The following is a 16,832-nucleotide window of genomic DNA, read 5'->3' as shown; positions in this document are numbered from 1 at the left end:
TTTCCGTTTATACTTGAAACAAAACCGTACCATCTCATAAAAACATATGATATACTATAGAATAATTACAACATAATAACTATTAAAAACAGATTCAACAGAAATGCTGCTATCCATTATGGATGGCAGCTTTCGTCGTTTTATAGGGGTTTCGATTTTGATTATTTTTCTCAATAAGAATTCGGAAGGAGCGAGTAGTAATGAACTCAGAAGTAAAAACGTTACACGCAAAAGAAACAATTTCTCATCCCTCTTTATGGGACACATTAAAAAAACATTATGAACTTGTATTTGCATTGGCATCTGGTATTTTTATTTTAGCTGGCTGGCTATTCACAAAGAACGATGCAATGAATGCAGGTATTACTTGCTATATCCTTGCTTATATAGTTGGTGGATATGCAAAAGCGAAAGAAGGAATTGAAGATACGATTGAAGAAAAAGAGCTAAATGTTGAAATGCTAATGCTCTTTGCAGCTATCGGTGCTGCAATTATTGGCTACTGGGCAGAAGGGGCTATTTTAATCTTCATCTTTGCGCTCAGCGGTGCTATGGAATCTTATACATTAAGTAAGAGCCAAAAAGAAATTTCCGCTCTTCTTGACTTACAACCCGAAGAAGCATTACGCATTTCCAACGGAACAGAGGAACGTATTCCTGTTGGAGAGTTACAAATTAACGACATTATTTTAATTAAACCAGGTGAACGTGTTCCTGCTGACGGTACGATTCATAACGGTGAAACAAATATCGATGAAGCAGCAATCACGGGAGAACCTATTCCAAATGAGAAAAGACATGGCGATGAAGTATTTGCAGGTACTGTAAATTTACGTGGTGCTATCGAAGTTAAAATTACGAAGCCGAGCGATCAAACATTATTCCAAAAGATTATCCGTCTCGTACAAAGTGCACAAAGTGAAAAATCACCATCACAACTATTCATCGAAAAGTTTGAAGGAACATACGTAAAAGGTGTACTACTCGTTGTTGCGCTTATGATGTTCGTTCCTCATTTCTTACTTGACTGGAGCTGGAATGAAACGTTTTATCGCGCTATGATCTTACTTGTAGTCGCATCTCCTTGTGCACTCGTTGCTGCCATTACACCAGCAACGTTATCTGCAATTTCTAACGGAGCAAGAAATGGAATTCTCTTTAAAGGTGGCATACATTTAGAACGCCTCGCTTCAGTAAAAGCAATCGCCTTTGATAAAACAGGAACATTAACAGAAGGAAAACCTACCGTAACAGATATATATGTTCGAGAAAATATGACAGAAAAAGAAGTACTTTCTATTACAGCATCAATTGAAAGTCACTCTACACATCCTTTGGCTGAATCTATTGTTAAATATGCACAACATGCGTACGACATTACATTAAAAAAACCAGAAAAGGTTGAAGATGTAACTGGTTTTGGGCTAAAAGGAATATTCGAAAACAACGCTTATAAAATAGGTAAAGCTGATTTTATCGGTGAAGAAACAAAAACATTTCATAATGGTATTTCTGCCTCACTTGAAAAGGAAGGTAAAACTGTCGTTTATATTAGTGATGAGGGAGGCATTCTTGGACTTATCGCTTTAAAAGATACGCTTCGCCAAGAAACAATAGCTGCTATTCGTGATTTACAAAGCATTGGTGTCGAAGCAATTATGATTACTGGAGATAATGAAGAAACGGCAAAAGCAATTGCCTCTGAAAGTAATATAAAGGAATATTACGCATCATGCTTACCAGAAACAAAAGTTGAAACGATTAAAAAGTTAAAAGAAAAATACGGTACAGTAGCAATGGTCGGAGACGGTATAAATGATGCACCTGCACTAGCTACTGCTAGCATTGGTGTCGCAATGGGAGAAGGAACAGATGTAGCTTTAGAAACTGCGGATGTTGTACTGATGAAGAACGAACTATCTCGTCTTTCTCAAGCAATCCGTCTATCAAAACGAATGAATCGTATTGTGAAGCAAAACGTAATCTTTTCGCTAGCCGTTATTGCCATGCTAATTTGTTCAAACTTCTTGCAATTTTTAGCTCTTCCATTCGGTGTTATTGGCCATGAAGGAAGTACGATTCTTGTCATTTTGAATGGCTTACGATTATTAAAAGGAAGCAAATAAAACGGGTCCCTCATAGAGGACCCGTTTTTTTTAATGATAGCTATTATGACCGTTCGCACTGCTACTCGTTTTATGCTTTGGATGCGAACTGCTCTTTTGTTTATTATTACTTTTATTATTATGGTTCTTTTTATTATTACTCATGAAATATCCCCCCTGTTCCTTTTTATTATGGAACAAGAGCTCATTATTCATTACGGGAATTATTGTCACCGGTTCTATAATGGTGGAGTAAACCATTAATTTCACCGCCAAGTAAAATTACCCATCCAGTTAAGTAAAACCATAACATTAAAATAATGATACCACCGAGACCACCATATGTATTGGCGTAATTCGCAAACTTATCTACATAATAAGCAAATGAGTACGATACCACAATCCATCCTACAGTAGCAAATAACGCCCCTGAAATAACTTCTCTTCTTTTTAACTTTCGATCTGGTGCAAATGTATATAAGAAACTAAACAAAGCAAATAGCACGAAGAAACTCGCTACTAATCGTGTAATGCTCCATACGAAAGAAAAGCTATCTGATAAACCGAGTGCTTTAAACACTGCTGCTCCAATAACTTGTCCGAATACCGGAACAATTAACGCAAAGACAATCATAAAAATAATAGCTAATGTAAACACAATTGATAACGCTCTTGTTGTAATAAAAGAACGTGTTTCCTTCACGTCATAAGCGCGGTTAAAAGCATTCATAACCGCATTAACACCATTTGAGGCAAACCATAACATGGATAATAAACCAAATGATAATAAACCACCATTTTGCTGGTTTACAACTTTATCTACATTTACCTCAATTAAGTTCATTGCATCATCTGGTACATAAACCTCTAATAAACTAAGCACATCCTCTGTTTGAATGGGAATAAATCCAAGAAGCGTAATTAAGAAAACGAGCCCAGGAAAAATTGCAAGCAAGAAGAAATAAGCGAGCTGTGCTGCCAAGCCCGCTACATCATCGCGCATCGTCCGGTCATATAAATCTTTACCAAACGAATAAGTACGATTTCTTCTCACCTTTTCTAAAATTTTTCTCATATATGTTTAAACGCTTTTCTTCTCTTCTTTATCTTGCTTTAACTCAATGTACGCTTCAGTTTTTTTTTCCACTGCATTTGAGTCTTTCATAAATAATTCACGCGCTTCTTTCATACCACCATCTTCAGCAACTATTGGCTCTTCTTCTACTTTCAACTCATCTACCTTTGGAGATACAGCTTGAATTTCAATCGTTTCTGGCTTTTCTTCTGGCTCAACTTTTTTCTTACTAAAAATTTCTTTCGTTTCTTTTAACGTCTCTACAACAGATGGCGTTAATTTTTTAATTTCTGCTACTTTCGCTTTTACCACATTGAAATCAGCAAGTTCGCGTCCTTTATCTGTAACAGTTTGCACTTTTTCTTTGATCTTTGCATTTTCGCCAATTTCAATCATCTTTGTTTTTGCTTTTTCTGCAGTATTTTTTACTTTTTCACGATTTTCTTTCTTCAACATAGATACAGCTACACCTGCAGCTACACCAATCGCAATGTTTCGAGCAATATTATTTTTCTTTGCCATATTCCTTCACCCTTTCATTTCTTATGTTAGAAAGTATTTCTTTCTAAGCTTCCTCATATTCCTTGTTCATTTCGAATGAAAGCTAATAGCTTTGCACACCCTTCTGTTACAAGGTCATATACTTCTTGGAAATTCCCTGTATAGTAAGGGTCGGGAACGTCTGTCCAGCCACCGTCTGGAACAAAATCGGACAGCCTACCAATATAGCCTCCAGTTTTACCTAAACTTTTTAAATCTGCTATATTCTTGTTGTCCATGGCAATAATATAATCAAACTTTGTTAAGTCTTCTTTTTCTACTTGCCTTGCTTTAATTCCTTCAAAAGTGACTGCATTTTCTTTTAAAATTTTTTGTGTTCCTTTATGTGGCGGATGGCCAACATGCCAATCTCCAGTTCCTGCAGAATCAATGACAATTTTCTCTTCAAGTCCCTCTTTTACGACAAGATTTCGAAAAATCGCTTCTGCCATCGGAGAACGGCAAATGTTCCCAAGACAAACAAACAATACTTGAACCATATTTTTGTTTCTTCCCTTCTTGGTGCATTTCTTAATATATACTTATAGTATAAACAACCAATTATTAAATATAAAGGAAATCCCTACTAATTTAATGGGATTGAAAAGATTCATTAACGAAAATGATAAAAAATGTTAAGATAGCCTTATGTTATTTTAAAGGGGGACACTTCGGTGGATTTATCCGTAAAGTCAGAAGAAAACGTTGAATACATGGTCGAAGCTATTAAAGAAAAATTACGTATGGTTAATGCTGGAGCGATGAGAGCTGCTAGTTTTAACGAAGAAATGTACGAAGATTTACGTGACATTTATGATCATGTTATGAAACGTGAAACATTCAGCATTAGTGAAATGCAAGCTATTACAGAAGAATTAGGTACATTAATTAAAAAGTAAAAAAGCCTCTCTTATATGAGGCTCTTTTTTATTTCCAACAAATTCATGACAACTCTTCTCTTTCCCTCAACCAACTGTAAAATATTGTACAATAGAAGTAGAACCTCACCTTAGATTTTTTCTCCATACATACTACTCACAAATAATAGCAACACTACCATTGCTAACTGTTTTTACTGGAGGTGCTTACTTATGAGCAATTGGTACAGTAAGACGAAAGATCAAACATTAATTGACCTAGAAACAAACGAACAACACGGTTTAACAGATGAAATTGTAAGTGAACGTTTAAAGCAATACGGTTCTAATGAATTAGCTACAAAACAAAAACGCACTTTATTGCAGCGTATTTTCGCCCAAATTAATGACGTCCTCGTATATGTCCTTATTATTGCAGCCCTTATTTCTGCCTTTGTAGGTGAATGGGCAGATGCAAGTATCATTGCGCTCGTTGTAGTTTTAAATGCTGTTATCGGTGTCGTCCAAGAATCGAAAGCAGAACAAGCCTTAGAGGCATTGAAAAAGATGGCGACACCTAAAGCTATCGTCAAGCGAGATGGTGAACTAAAAGAAATTCCATCTGAGCACGTCGTTCCAGGTGATATCGTTATGCTCGACGCCGGACGATATATCCCATGCGATTTACGCCTTATTGAAACCGCAAATTTAAAAGTTGAAGAATCTGCTCTAACTGGTGAATCTGTCCCTGTTGATAAAGATGCAATCTACCACCCTTCCATGCAAAGTGATGAGCAAGTACCACTCGGCGATCAAAAAAACATGGCATTTATGTCCACTCTTGTAACATACGGAAGAGGCGTCGGTGTTGCTGTTGAAACTGGAATGAACTCACAAATTGGTAAGATTGCTACCCTTTTACATGAAGCAGACGATGATATGACACCACTTCAAAAAAGCTTAGCACAAGTCGGAAAATATTTAGGCTTTGTCGCTGTAGCTATTTGTATCGTTATGTTCCTCATCGGTTTTTTACAAGGCCGGGATACGTTAGAAATGTTTATGACTGCTATTAGTTTAGCCGTTGCAGCTATTCCAGAAGGCTTGCCAGCTATCGTTTCCATCGTTCTTGCAATTGGTGTGCAACGTATGATTAAACAAAACGTTATCATTCGGAAACTACCAGCTGTTGAAGCCCTCGGTTCTGTCACAATTATTTGTTCAGATAAAACAGGTACGTTAACGCAAAATAAAATGACCGTTACTCACTTTTATAGTGATAACACATACGATCGCTTAGAAAGTTTAAATGTAAATAATGATGCGCAACGTCTATTGTTAGAAAATATGGTGCTATGTAATGATGCTTCTTACAATAACGAATCACAAACGGGAGACCCGACTGAAATTGCACTTCTCGTTGCTGGAACCACTTTTAACATGCAAAAAGATCATTTAGAAAAAATACATGAACGTGTTAACGAAGTACCTTTCGATTCAGATCGTAAAATGATGTCAACCGTACATACATACGATGAAAGCTACTATAGCATGACGAAAGGCGCTATTGATAAGCTCTTACCTCGATGTACCCATATTTTTAAAAACGGCAAAATTGAGATTTTAACTGATTCTGATAAAAATCAAATATTAGAAGCTGCCGGAGCAATGTCTCAAGAAGCTTTAAGAGTACTTTCATTCGCATTTAAACAATACAATTCAAACGATGTGGATATAAATCATCTTGAAGAAAATCTTATCTTTATTGGTCTTGTCGGTATGATTGATCCACCACGAACTGAAGTGAAAGATTCAATTACAGAATGTAAAAAAGCCGGTATTCGCACAGTTATGATTACTGGTGACCATAAAGATACCGCCTTTGCAATTGCCAAAGAACTTGGCATTGCTGAAGAAATATCGGAAATTATGATTGGAACTGAATTAGATAACATTTCTGATACAGAACTAGCTAGCAAAATTAATCATTTAAATGTATTCGCTAGAGTCTCTCCAGAGCATAAAGTGAAAATTGTAAAGGCATTACGCGCGAAAGGAAATATCGTTTCTATGACTGGTGATGGCGTCAATGATGCACCATCTTTAAAGCAAGCCGATGTCGGCGTAGCGATGGGCATTACAGGAACAGACGTTGCAAAAGGGGCAGCAGATGTTGTGTTAACAGATGATAATTTCTCATCTATCGTGAAAGCTGTTGAGGAAGGTAGAAACATTTATCGCAACATAAAAAAATCAATTCTCTTCCTACTCTCTTGTAACTTCGGAGAAATTATCGCTTTATTTTTAGCAATTTTACTCGGCTGGGCAACACCACTACGACCTATTCATATTTTATGGGTGAATTTAATTACAGATACACTGCCTGCATTATCACTTGGGGTTGATCCTGAAGATCCAGATGTGATGAAGGAAAAACCACGACATGCGAAAGAAAGCTTATTTAGTGGCAGCGTTCCTTTCCTGATTTTCAATGGAGTTATCATTGGACTTTTAACGCTAATAGCTTTTATCGCCGGAGCAAAATTCTATACTGGAGATACAAATTTATTCCCTCTTTTCCCAGAGCGAATTGATGACGATGCTCTATTACACGCTCAAACGATGGCATTTGTCGTTCTTAGTTTTTCTCAGCTCGTTCATTCATTTAACTTGCGTTCAAGAACGAAATCAATTTTTTCAATTGGGATCTTTACAAATAAATATTTAGTTTTCTCCCTTCTTATCGGTGTTCTTATGCAAGTTTGTATCATCTCCATCCCGCCCCTTGCAAATATATTCGGTGTACATGCATTAACGATGCGAGATTGGGGATTCGTTCTCTTATTAAGTATCATTCCACTTGTTGTGAATGAGATTATTAAATTAGTGAAGAGAAACTAAAAAGGCAATGAGGAATATTCCTCATTGCCTTTTCATTTACCCCATATTAACGGGCAGTAAAACCCCCACCTCAAAATTTAGCTAGAATAAAGAAACTAGGTGGGAGATTAACTGCCCATAAACATCCGATTGGTGTGGGCTAATAATCAGTGGGGATGAACAAAACCCCACTGATTAAAGTTTCACTTTATCCTTGTAATTCTTTTTTGATGTTCTCTGTTAATGTAGCCATACGTTTGCGGCTTTCTTCACGCTCACGTTTGTTTTGCTCTTCAATTTGTTGTGTTTCTTGCATACCTCTTGAAATAATGTTCCAAGTTTCCTCAAGTGTTTCCATCTTAATACTAGAAGAACCTGATAATCTCGCTACTTCTACACTTTGCGTTGCGATATTTTGTGCATTTTTCTTAAGTAATTCATTTGTACGGCGATCCAGTTCAGCCATAGAATCTGCAACAAGCTTTTGACGCTTCGCATTTACCGCTTGAATGATACCATTTTTAAAGATAGGAATCGTTGTAATAAATGCTGTATTGATTTTACCAATTAATTTATTATTACCACGTTGAATCATACGAATTTGTGGTGCTGTAAGTAACGCAACCATACGTGCTTTTTCTAAATCGTCAATACGCTGTTCTAAAATTTCAACAGAGTTTTTAAGCGACTCTAATTCAATACCTGCTAATTGATCATTATTACGTACACGCTCTTCATACATCGGAACTAACTCTGTATTTAAACGCTCTAATAACATTTCTCCTGCTACTACGTACTTCTCTAAGTCTAGATAATATTTTAAGTTTTGCTCATACAAGCCATCTAACGTACCAATTGATTTTTTCATCTCATCTTGGTACTTCGTAATTTCCACATAAACTTTATCAATTTCACGGCCCATCGTTTGATACTTGCTAAAAATTTGTTCAATCATTTTATCCGCTTTTTTAAACATACGTGAAAAGAAACCGCTTTTCTCTTCCGCAAAGTCTTTACTATCGAATCGGTCCATAATTTTACCAAGCTGTTTTAATAATTCACCAGAATCTTCTATCTTTGATAATGACATTGTATGTAAAATTTGATCAGCAAAACGTGAAATTTCCATAGAAGGTTCTTTTCCAAGTTCAATTAATTCTAATTGATCTTTAATATCTACCGCATTATAAATACGTTGTACATCCGCATCTTGTCTAAGTTGTAAGCGAACATCTTGTGCTGTTTGTTCATTTAATTCTGTTTTCGGATCTAGTACGACTGGGTTATTCATATGGTATTCTCCCTTTCCTTATAAAAATGGACGAAATAGTCCTTTTATTGTTTGTGATAAATTTTTATAGGCTGATGAACCATGAAACTCAAGATCGAAATTAACCTCTTCAAGCCAATGTGAATCAAATGCCCCCGCTTCAATATACGGTTCAATATCGTTTCTTCCCGTTGGATTGAAATGAAATACATCTACTCCAATTTGATTCAAAAATAGTAATAAAACAGCATCAGAACGAGTTAACTCTCCACTCTTCTCATTATTAAATATAACAATTTTCGGTACATCTTGTGAATAATCAAATTTCTCAAGCTGTTCTAAAATATTCGGTGGTATTTGAGAAAGTTGCGCGAAAACATATAGCGCTACATCTTGTTTCGTCTCTTTCGCAATTGGTTTACACATTTCACTTTCACACGTATGGATAATCGCTTCTGCAATTCCATGCTGTAAACCTTCCGGTAAACGCTTATGCGGCCACCAATGGCTATTCATAATTAGATCAGGATGCAATTTCCCAGCTCGGTCCAATGCATCTCGATAATGATATTGGAAGTTTGCTTTTTGCTCTTTCGTAAATGGGAATGTATTAATTAATAAACTGTTATCAAATGATGTAACAGCCTTTAATCGTTGAAAATATTCTTTATCATTCTTTGAAACGCCGGATATTTTCGCAAATAAAGAAGGGATATAAATGTGTTTATTTTCAACAAAGAATGTCGGGCGTACAAACGCCTTTTCTTTCGTAATTAAAAAGAGTTCATCATATGTTGTTTTTAGTGTACGAGCTACAGGCGTATAGGAACGGAATTGCCACGGCTTGTACAGCAGTGAATTATCGTGGTGAAGTACTTGTTCAATTTCTTTCGAAGCTTGATACGCTACTGTTGCAACACGCTCACGGCGACGATCAGGGAATGGTTCAAGCGAAATGCGACTTGAATGAGATACAACAAAAGTTCTTCCCTCTTCATCAATATTTTCAAATCCATCTTTTCCTTCTGGGTGATAATAAAGCACATCACAACCGAGCATAATAAGAAAGTATAAGAAATATATACGGCTTTCCTGTGCATCACCGTACCAAATGATACGCGGCATTTGTTTCTTATAGTTAATCGTAGAGAACCACTTCGCTACGTAATTTTCGCTTAGTTTAATTATGTCGATTAAGAAACGACGGAAGCCTTCTGTCTTTAACGACTGATTATGTTGCTTCTCATATAATTTCAATAGTGAAATAAACGTCGTATGTATGTAATGCTGTAAATCAGGATTGTCTACTTTCGGTAAAAGTTGTTTCCCAGATAAGTGTGCAACTAGCCTATTTACTGTCAGACCATTTGGTGCTTCTTGATGTAATCCGAACACTTCTTGAATATGACGAAGCTTTTCCGAATCAATCACTTTGTTTAAATTTTGTTCGTGTAAAACTTCGATTCCTTTCGCTTCACTATAATCAAACAGTTCATTAAAATATTCATCTACATCATTAGGAACGCCAAGGATTCGACATGCTATATAACTAAATTTCATCTCATTCTCTGTCAGCTCATATTGTGGGCGTTTTTCTAAAAGCGTTTCAAATTGCTTTAAATCTGATTCATCTTTTAATACATATGGTTGAAGTGTAAAACGTGAAAACACAACAGTTCACCTCCAAAAACATTTACGTTTTTTCTAAGTCCTTCTTCTATTATAAACTATTTTTGGTTATAAAAAATGGGCGCTCGCAAAACGAGCAAACCCATTTCAATTATTTATTGTCTTCTTTAGTAGCTGCAACTTCTTCTCTAGCTTGTCCAGAATTCTTCATGTAGTGAAGTATAAATGTTGCTCCAAATGCTACAACTAAAATAATAAAGAATAGTGTATGACTAATCTCAATCTCGATTAAAGACAGTAACATTTTTGCTGCAATAATTAAGATTAAAATGTATGCTGTCGTTTCAAGCTCTGGAATACGCTCTAACAATTTTAAGAATACACCAGCAATACCACGCATCATTAAAATACCTAGCATTCCGCCTAATAGTAAAATCCAAACTTCATTAGATACACCAAATGCAGCAAGTACGCTATCTACAGAGAATGCGATATCCATTAATTCAACCATCGCAACTGTTCCCCAGAAGACACCAAACATTCTAAAGAGAATACTATTTTGATTCATACCGTGAGCTTCGTCTTCTTCACTTGCACCTTTACGCTTATCAATAAAGTATTTTACTGATAACCAAGCAAGGTAAAGTGCACCAAGAAGTTTTACCCACCATAATTTAATTAAGAACATTCCGATTCCAATCGCAATAAAGCGGAACACATAAGCTCCAATAAGTCCATAGAATAATGCTTTTTTACGTTTTTCTTCCGGAAGATGTTTTACCATTACCGCTAACACAAGTGCGTTATCAGCAGATAATAATCCTTCAAGTACAACAAGTGTACCAATTAATCCCCAAGATACTGGATCCTGCAACACTTTAATCCACATGTCCAAGTCGAAAAACTGAGCATACGTATCAAGGATTCCTTGCAAAATACTCATCTTACCTTTATCCCCTATTCTTTGCTAGATTTATAGAAAGGTCAAAAAAAGGAAACGAATATCGTTTCCTTTCTATGCATCCAAGCCATACGCTCTTACAAGCGCACCTAAACCACCTTGGAATCCACTTCCTACTGCATTAAACTTCCACTGTCCATTATGACGGTATAATTCACAAAAGACAACTGCTGTTTCGATGGAGAAATCTTCCCCTAAATCAAAACGAAGAACTTCTTCACTCGTTTCTTCATTCGCTAAACGAACAAACGCATTTCCTACTTGCCCAAAGTTTTGACTACGGCCTTCTGCATCATAAATCGTAACTGTAATAGCAATTCTGTGCACATCTGCTGGAACTTTCTTCAAGTCCACAACAAGTTGCTCATCGTCACCTTCACCTTCACCTGTACGGTTATCTCCTGTATGTAAAACAGATCCACAAGGAGACTGTAAATTATTATAGAAGATAAAATCAGTTTCCTTCGTACATTTTCCGTTTGCATCTAATAAAAAGGCAGATGCATCTAAATCGAAATCGGCTCCGCCGTCATAAGATTTAATATCCCATCCAAGACCAATTACTGCTTTTGTTAAACCAGGGCTTGTCTTACCTAAATCGATTTTCTGGCCTTTTTGTAATTGAATAACCATCTATATTCACCTCTATATTTTTATCTTTAAAAATATATCCATCAGTAAACATACATTTCACCGATGGATATATAAATCAAATCTATTACTCTACATCTAAACCAAAGTTATTACATAGAGACGCTAATCCACCTTGGAATCCACTTCCGATTGCATTGAATTTCCAATCACCTGCATGACGATATAATTCACCTACTACTACGGCTGTTTCAATAGAGAAATCTTCTCCTAAATCGTAACGAATTAATTCTGCATTCTTTTCTTCATCAAGAATACGTACGAAAGAATTAGAAACTTGTCCGAAGTTTTGGCTACGGCCTTCTCCATCATAAATTGTAATTGTGAAACAAATACGTTCGATGTGAGCAGGAACATTTTTCAAATCTACTTTAATCGCTTCGTCATCGCCTTCACCTTCACCAGTGCGGTTATCTCCTAAATGCTCTACAGCACCATTCGCACCTTTTGGATTATTATAGAAAACGAAATCTTCAGCTCCTGAAACTTTACCATTCGCGCCTACTAAGAAAATACTAACATCTAAGTCGAAATCGTTTTGTCCGTCATAACGATTCGTGTCCCAACCAAGTCCTACAAGAACTTTCGAAAGACCTGGATTCGTTTTTGTTAAGTCTACCTTTTGTCCCTTTTTCAATGAAATTGATGCCATATACAATTCCTCCTCGGTTATTTTATTGATAACGTGATACAATCTCACTTAAGTTTTTATCTTGCGTGCCTTCTCCAACTGCTGAAAACTTCCATTCACTTCCGTGACGATACATTTCACCTGCAATTAGAGTTGTTTTGCCAGCATAATTATCCGATAAATTATAGCGTGCTAATTCTTCACCAGTTTGCGGGTTTTGAATACGAATATATGCATTACGAATCATCCCGAAATCTTGACGACGATTTACACAGTCATAAATATTTACAACGAATACTAAACGATTAATACGGCTTGGAACTTTATGTAATTCTACGAAAATTGTTTCGTCATCACCAGCGCCTTCACCTGTTAAATTATCTCCTGAATGAATAATACTACCACAAGTAGAAAGTTTATTTCCGAAGTAAACTAAATCATTTTTGTTTAAAAAACGATCTCCTTCTAACATAACAACAGATGCATCACAATCTACATTTGGTTTACTTCCAAATAATGAAGACAGAAATCCACCTGATTGCCCAATTGGATCCCAGCCTAAGCCAACCTGTAGTTTTGCTACTTTTGGTTGTCCTTTCGTTAAATCGATCTTTTGACCTTTTTCTAAAATAATAGGCATGAAGTTTCTCCCTTTCTACAAAGCATTTTCCAAATCGGAAAATATTGTATTCTTCTCTTATATTGTAGCATTATTTACCTAGCGATAAAAAGGATAAATTCTCAGTTATATGAAAACATTCATATAATTTACTTATGATGATGTAAGAAGTGGTAAATAGCACCAATCATTCCTGCACAATTACCGTTTTGCGCAAGTTCAATCTCACAATTATTATAAATCTCTTGATTTAAGTATTTACTGACCTCTTCTTTTACTTCTTTTAAAAACTCATTTCCTCTATCGGTAATTCCTCCACCAATAATAATCGTTTCTGGATTAAAAATATAAGCAAGATTACTAATTCCGATTGCCAAATGTTTAAAGAAAATCCCAACTGCTTGAGCAACTTCCCGATCTCCTTTATCATACAACTCGAAAATTCTTTTCCCATTCCACTTGCCTTTGCCTTTATATTTGCTTACAAGTCGAATTAATCCTGAAATCGAAGCAACCTCTTCAAACGTTTTTCCTTCTATTAACATATTCCCCCATTCACTAGCACTAAATGAATGTCCTCGGTACAATTTTCCATCTATAAAAATTGCTCCCCCAATCCCTGTTCCAAGGGTGAGCATAATAAAGTTATCTTTCTCTCTTCCACTACCATTCCACTTTTCTCCAAACGCTGCACAATTCACATCATTGTCAATCGATACTGGAACTTTTAATATCTCTTGCAATCTATCAATAATAGGAATAGTACTATATCCCGGAATATGATCCGCACCTCCCGTCACAATTCCTTTATTAATATCAACAATTCCCGCAGTGCTAATACCGATTCCGGCAATAGTATGTTCATTCATTATTTTTTTGGATACATATATAAGTTTTTGAATAATTTGTTCTCCGCCTAAATGAATTTCTGTTGCAACTGTTTTACGCTTTAATACTCTCCCTATTTCTGAAACAATACCATACTTAATTTGCGTACCGCCAATATCAAACGCTATATACTCTTTCATCTGCTGCCACTTCCTCTACCGTTATAAATGTAAATTCTCCCCCTCTACTATTTGCAGGAAATCTACATTAACTCTTTTCTGCTTTGACAAATACACCACCTTTTTCTATATATAGTTTTTTTTGCATAAAACTCTTTTTCCTAAGAAATATTACAAAGGGATGTATTTTAGATGGAACATTAATCTCTTAGGAGGAAAACCATGACGAAAATCTTCATTTTAGCATCAACACTCTCTTTATCTTTTTTTAGCGGTTTAAATATCGGTAATGCTGCAACTGAAAACTTCCAACCATTAACAAACGCTATTGTACAAAATAGCGATCATTTTGCAGAAGGAAACTCAAAGGATAATAATATACCTCCAGGAAATAACGGTTCTCAGGACGATACTGGTTCTGGTGACAATGGTTCTGGCGGTAACGGTTCTGGTGGCAATGGTTCCGGCGGTAACGGTTCTGGTGGCAATGGTTCTGGCGGTAACGGTTCTGGTGGCAATGGTTCTGGCGGTAACGGTTCTGGCGGCAATGGCTCTCAAGGCGGCAATCGTGTTAAAGGTGATAGCAGTTCTCAAGGGGGTAATGGCTCTCAAGGTGGCAATCGTGTTAAAGGCGATAGCAATTCTCAGGAGGGCAACGGTTCTCAAGGGGGTAATGTAAAAGGTAATACGAAAAAACAAGGTGATAAATTACCTAATACTGCAACGCATTACCCTATATCTATTTTAATGGGTCTTTCAACATTCCTAATCGGTATGTTACTGTTTATTCGTCGTAAAAACGTAAAATAAGAGCAATATCCTTCCATCTAAAGAATACATGAAATACTGTATAAAACTAAAAAGGACTTTGGATTACATTTTATTATGCAGCCCAAAGTCCTTTTTATCACCTATCAGAAAAAGTATTAATACGCTTTTCCCCAATACACCATTTGTTTAGCTTCTTTACCACAACAAATGCATTCTTCAGCTAAATGCTCTTGCTCAAAAGGCATACACCGTGAAGATACGCCAACTTCTTCTTTTAGTTTTTCTTCACAAGCTAATTCCCCGCACCACATTGCCTTAATAAAGCCTTGCTTTTCGTCAGCTATTTTTTTCATCTCTTCGAAATTTGTCGCAACATACGTATTCTCATCGCGAAATGCTTTTGCTTTATTAAATAAAGCAATATGAATTTCTTCAAGTAATGCTGGAATACGTTCTTCTAATTGATCCATTGGTACAAACTCTTTTTCCTTCGTATCTCTTCTTACAAGTACAACTTGATTCTTTTCAATATCTTTAGGGCCAACTTCTAATCGAATTGGAATCCCCTTCATTTCATACTCATTAAATTTCCAGCCTGGTGTTTTATTACTAGCATCTATTTTTACTCGTGCAACCTTTTGAATATGTGCTTGTAACTCTGTTGCTTTTGCTAAAACTCCTTCTTTATGCTGAGCAATTGGTACAATAACAACTTGCACTGGAGCGACTTTTGGTGGCATTACAAGTCCATTATTATCACTATGAACCATTATTAGCCCGCCTATCATTCTTGTTGATACACCCCAAGATGTTTGGTGCACATATTGCCACTTACCGTTACGATCTAAAAACTTAATATCAAATGCTTTAGAGAAATTCGTTCCAAAGTTATGAGAGGTTCCTGTTTGAAGTGCTTTTCCATCATGCATTAAACTTTCAATTGTATAAGTTGCCTTTGCTCCAGCAAACTTCTCTTTTTCTGTTTTTTGTCCTTTAATAACCGGTATCGCTAAATAATCCTCACAGAAAGAAGCATATAAGTTTAAAATATTTAATGTTTCAGTCTGCGATTCTTCTGCCGTTTCATGGATTGTATGACCCTCTTGCCATAAAAATTCAGTCGTACGAAGGAATGGCCTAGTTGTCTTCTCCCAACGAACTACTGAACACCACTGATTATATAACTTTGGCAAATCATTATAGGATTGCACAATTTTTGAAAAGTGCTCACAAAATAAAGTTTCAGATGTAGGACGTACACAAAGTCTTTCCGCTAACTTTTCATCTCCGCCATGCGTAACCCATGCTACTTCAGGAGCAAATCCTTCAACATGATCCTTCTCTTTTTGCAATAAACTCTCTGGGATAAACATTGGCATATATACATTTTCATGGCCAGTTTCTTTTAACTTCTCATCCATCACCTTCTGCATATTCTCCCATAAGGCATAACCATACGGACGTAAAATCATGCATCCTTTTACACTTGAATAATCAACAAGTTCGGCTTTTTTTACAATATCGGTATACCACTGCGCAAAGTCCTCTTCCATCTTCGTAATGGCTTGCACTTGTTCTTTTGCCATAGTCAGTCTTCCTCCTTCTAGAAAATACAAAAAAGCCCGCGTCCCTAAATAGGGACCGAGCTTTGTCGGCGTTACCACCCTGATTCATGCACAAAAATTACGCATGCTCTCTTTTTGATAACGGGAAATTCCCGCTGCATATGCAGAACTCAAAGGCAGGTTCCATATTGCCTTTTTAAGAATCTTTCAGCCTGACGGATTCTCTCTCTGCTAAAAAGGTTGAACATGTACTAGTCCTTTTTCATCGTTA

Annotated in this window: 15 protein-coding genes and 1 other annotated feature (1 of these 16 running past the window's edge); of the genes, 4 read left to right on the top strand and 11 right to left on the bottom strand. The window is 36.3% G+C overall.

Translation table 11 applies throughout. The annotated features are described in order from the left end of the window. Positions 1 to 200: 200 nt before the first annotated feature. A complete protein-coding gene (locus tag DN399_RS02385) occupies positions 201 to 2,126 on the top strand; it encodes a heavy metal translocating P-type ATPase (RefSeq protein WP_006927450.1) in 1,926 nt (641 codons plus the stop codon). 187 nt (positions 2,127 to 2,313) lie between these two features. On the opposite strand, the gene DN399_RS02380 is transcribed toward DN399_RS02385, so the two are convergent. From DN399_RS02380 to DN399_RS02370, 3 genes are read right to left on the bottom strand one after another with little or no spacing between them, the layout of a single operon-like run. Beyond that, positions 2,314 to 3,180 carry a YihY/virulence factor BrkB family protein gene (locus DN399_RS02380; RefSeq protein ID WP_001226536.1) on the bottom strand — a complete coding sequence of 289 codons (867 nt, stop codon included), beginning with the start codon at positions 3,178 to 3,180 and terminating at the stop codon, positions 2,314 to 2,316. 6 nt (positions 3,181 to 3,186) lie between these two features. After that, a complete protein-coding gene (locus tag DN399_RS02375; RefSeq protein ID WP_001085389.1) occupies positions 3,187 to 3,702 on the bottom strand; it encodes a DUF4075 domain-containing protein in 516 nt (171 codons plus the stop codon). A 53-nt stretch (positions 3,703 to 3,755) separates the two neighbouring features. Continuing rightward, the gene (locus DN399_RS02370) at positions 3,756 to 4,220 is read right to left on the bottom strand and encodes a low molecular weight protein-tyrosine-phosphatase (protein WP_000250916.1); all 465 of its coding nucleotides are present in this window, start codon (positions 4,218 to 4,220) and stop codon (positions 3,756 to 3,758) included. A gap of 174 nt (positions 4,221 to 4,394) precedes the next feature. Here DN399_RS02370 and DN399_RS02365 point away from each other — a divergent pair, with 174 nt between their 5' ends. Next, the gene (locus DN399_RS02365) at positions 4,395 to 4,619 is read left to right on the top strand and encodes a DUF1128 domain-containing protein (RefSeq protein WP_000366196.1); all 225 of its coding nucleotides are present in this window, start codon (positions 4,395 to 4,397) and stop codon (positions 4,617 to 4,619) included. Positions 4,620 to 4,811: 192 nt separating this feature from the next. Then, positions 4,812 to 7,478 (top strand): cation-translocating P-type ATPase, encoded by a 2,667-nt coding sequence (locus tag DN399_RS02360; protein ID WP_086385311.1) that lies wholly within the window; start codon positions 4,812 to 4,814, stop codon positions 7,476 to 7,478. Positions 7,479 to 7,665: 187 nt separating this feature from the next. Here the strand turns inward: DN399_RS02360 and DN399_RS02355 are convergent, their stop codons facing one another. From DN399_RS02355 to DN399_RS02325, 7 genes are all read right to left on the bottom strand, one after another. Next, positions 7,666 to 8,748, bottom strand: coding sequence for a toxic anion resistance protein (locus tag DN399_RS02355; protein ID WP_001064409.1), 1,083 nt, complete (start codon positions 8,746 to 8,748; stop codon positions 7,666 to 7,668). Between the two features lie 18 nt (positions 8,749 to 8,766). Next, complete coding sequence (locus DN399_RS02350; RefSeq protein ID WP_149149309.1) at positions 8,767 to 10,398, bottom strand: YceG family protein; 1,632 nt, start codon at positions 10,396 to 10,398, stop codon at positions 8,767 to 8,769. A gap of 109 nt (positions 10,399 to 10,507) precedes the next feature. Beyond that, positions 10,508 to 11,299, bottom strand: coding sequence for a TerC family protein (locus DN399_RS02345; RefSeq protein ID WP_000025704.1), 792 nt, complete (start codon positions 11,297 to 11,299; stop codon positions 10,508 to 10,510). A 72-nt stretch (positions 11,300 to 11,371) separates the two neighbouring features. Continuing rightward, a complete protein-coding gene (locus DN399_RS02340; RefSeq protein ID WP_000236643.1) occupies positions 11,372 to 11,950 on the bottom strand; it encodes a TerD family protein in 579 nt (192 codons plus the stop codon). Between the two features lie 85 nt (positions 11,951 to 12,035). After that, entirely contained in the window at positions 12,036 to 12,620 is a 585-nt protein-coding gene (locus DN399_RS02335) for a TerD family protein (protein ID WP_000146726.1), read from the bottom strand. A gap of 22 nt (positions 12,621 to 12,642) precedes the next feature. Further along, entirely contained in the window at positions 12,643 to 13,239 is a 597-nt protein-coding gene (locus DN399_RS02330; RefSeq protein WP_001121586.1) for a TerD family protein, read from the bottom strand. A gap of 128 nt (positions 13,240 to 13,367) precedes the next feature. Continuing rightward, on the bottom strand, positions 13,368 to 14,246 hold the full coding sequence (locus DN399_RS02325; protein ID WP_149149308.1) for an ROK family protein: 879 nt from the start codon (positions 14,244 to 14,246) through the stop codon (positions 13,368 to 13,370). A 201-nt stretch (positions 14,247 to 14,447) separates the two neighbouring features. Here DN399_RS02325 and DN399_RS02320 point away from each other — a divergent pair, with 201 nt between their 5' ends. Then, complete coding sequence (locus tag DN399_RS02320; RefSeq protein ID WP_149149307.1) at positions 14,448 to 15,035, top strand: LPXTG cell wall anchor domain-containing protein; 588 nt, start codon at positions 14,448 to 14,450, stop codon at positions 15,033 to 15,035. A 116-nt stretch (positions 15,036 to 15,151) separates the two neighbouring features. Here DN399_RS02320 and proS read toward each other — a convergent pair whose 3' ends face one another. After that, positions 15,152 to 16,582, bottom strand: coding sequence for a proline--tRNA ligase (gene proS, locus DN399_RS02315; protein ID WP_006927466.1), 1,431 nt, complete (start codon positions 16,580 to 16,582; stop codon positions 15,152 to 15,154). 47 nt (positions 16,583 to 16,629) lie between these two features. Then, positions 16,630 to 16,832 (bottom strand) — a binding site (T-box leader) (it continues 4 nt past the right edge of the window).

Origin of the sequence: Bacillus sp. AR4-2, assembly GCF_008274865.1 — a bacterium.
In the GTDB taxonomy this organism is placed as follows: domain Bacteria; phylum Bacillota; class Bacilli; order Bacillales; family Bacillaceae_G; genus Bacillus_A; species Bacillus_A cereus.
This window is presented reverse-complemented; position numbering and strand designations above follow the sequence as displayed.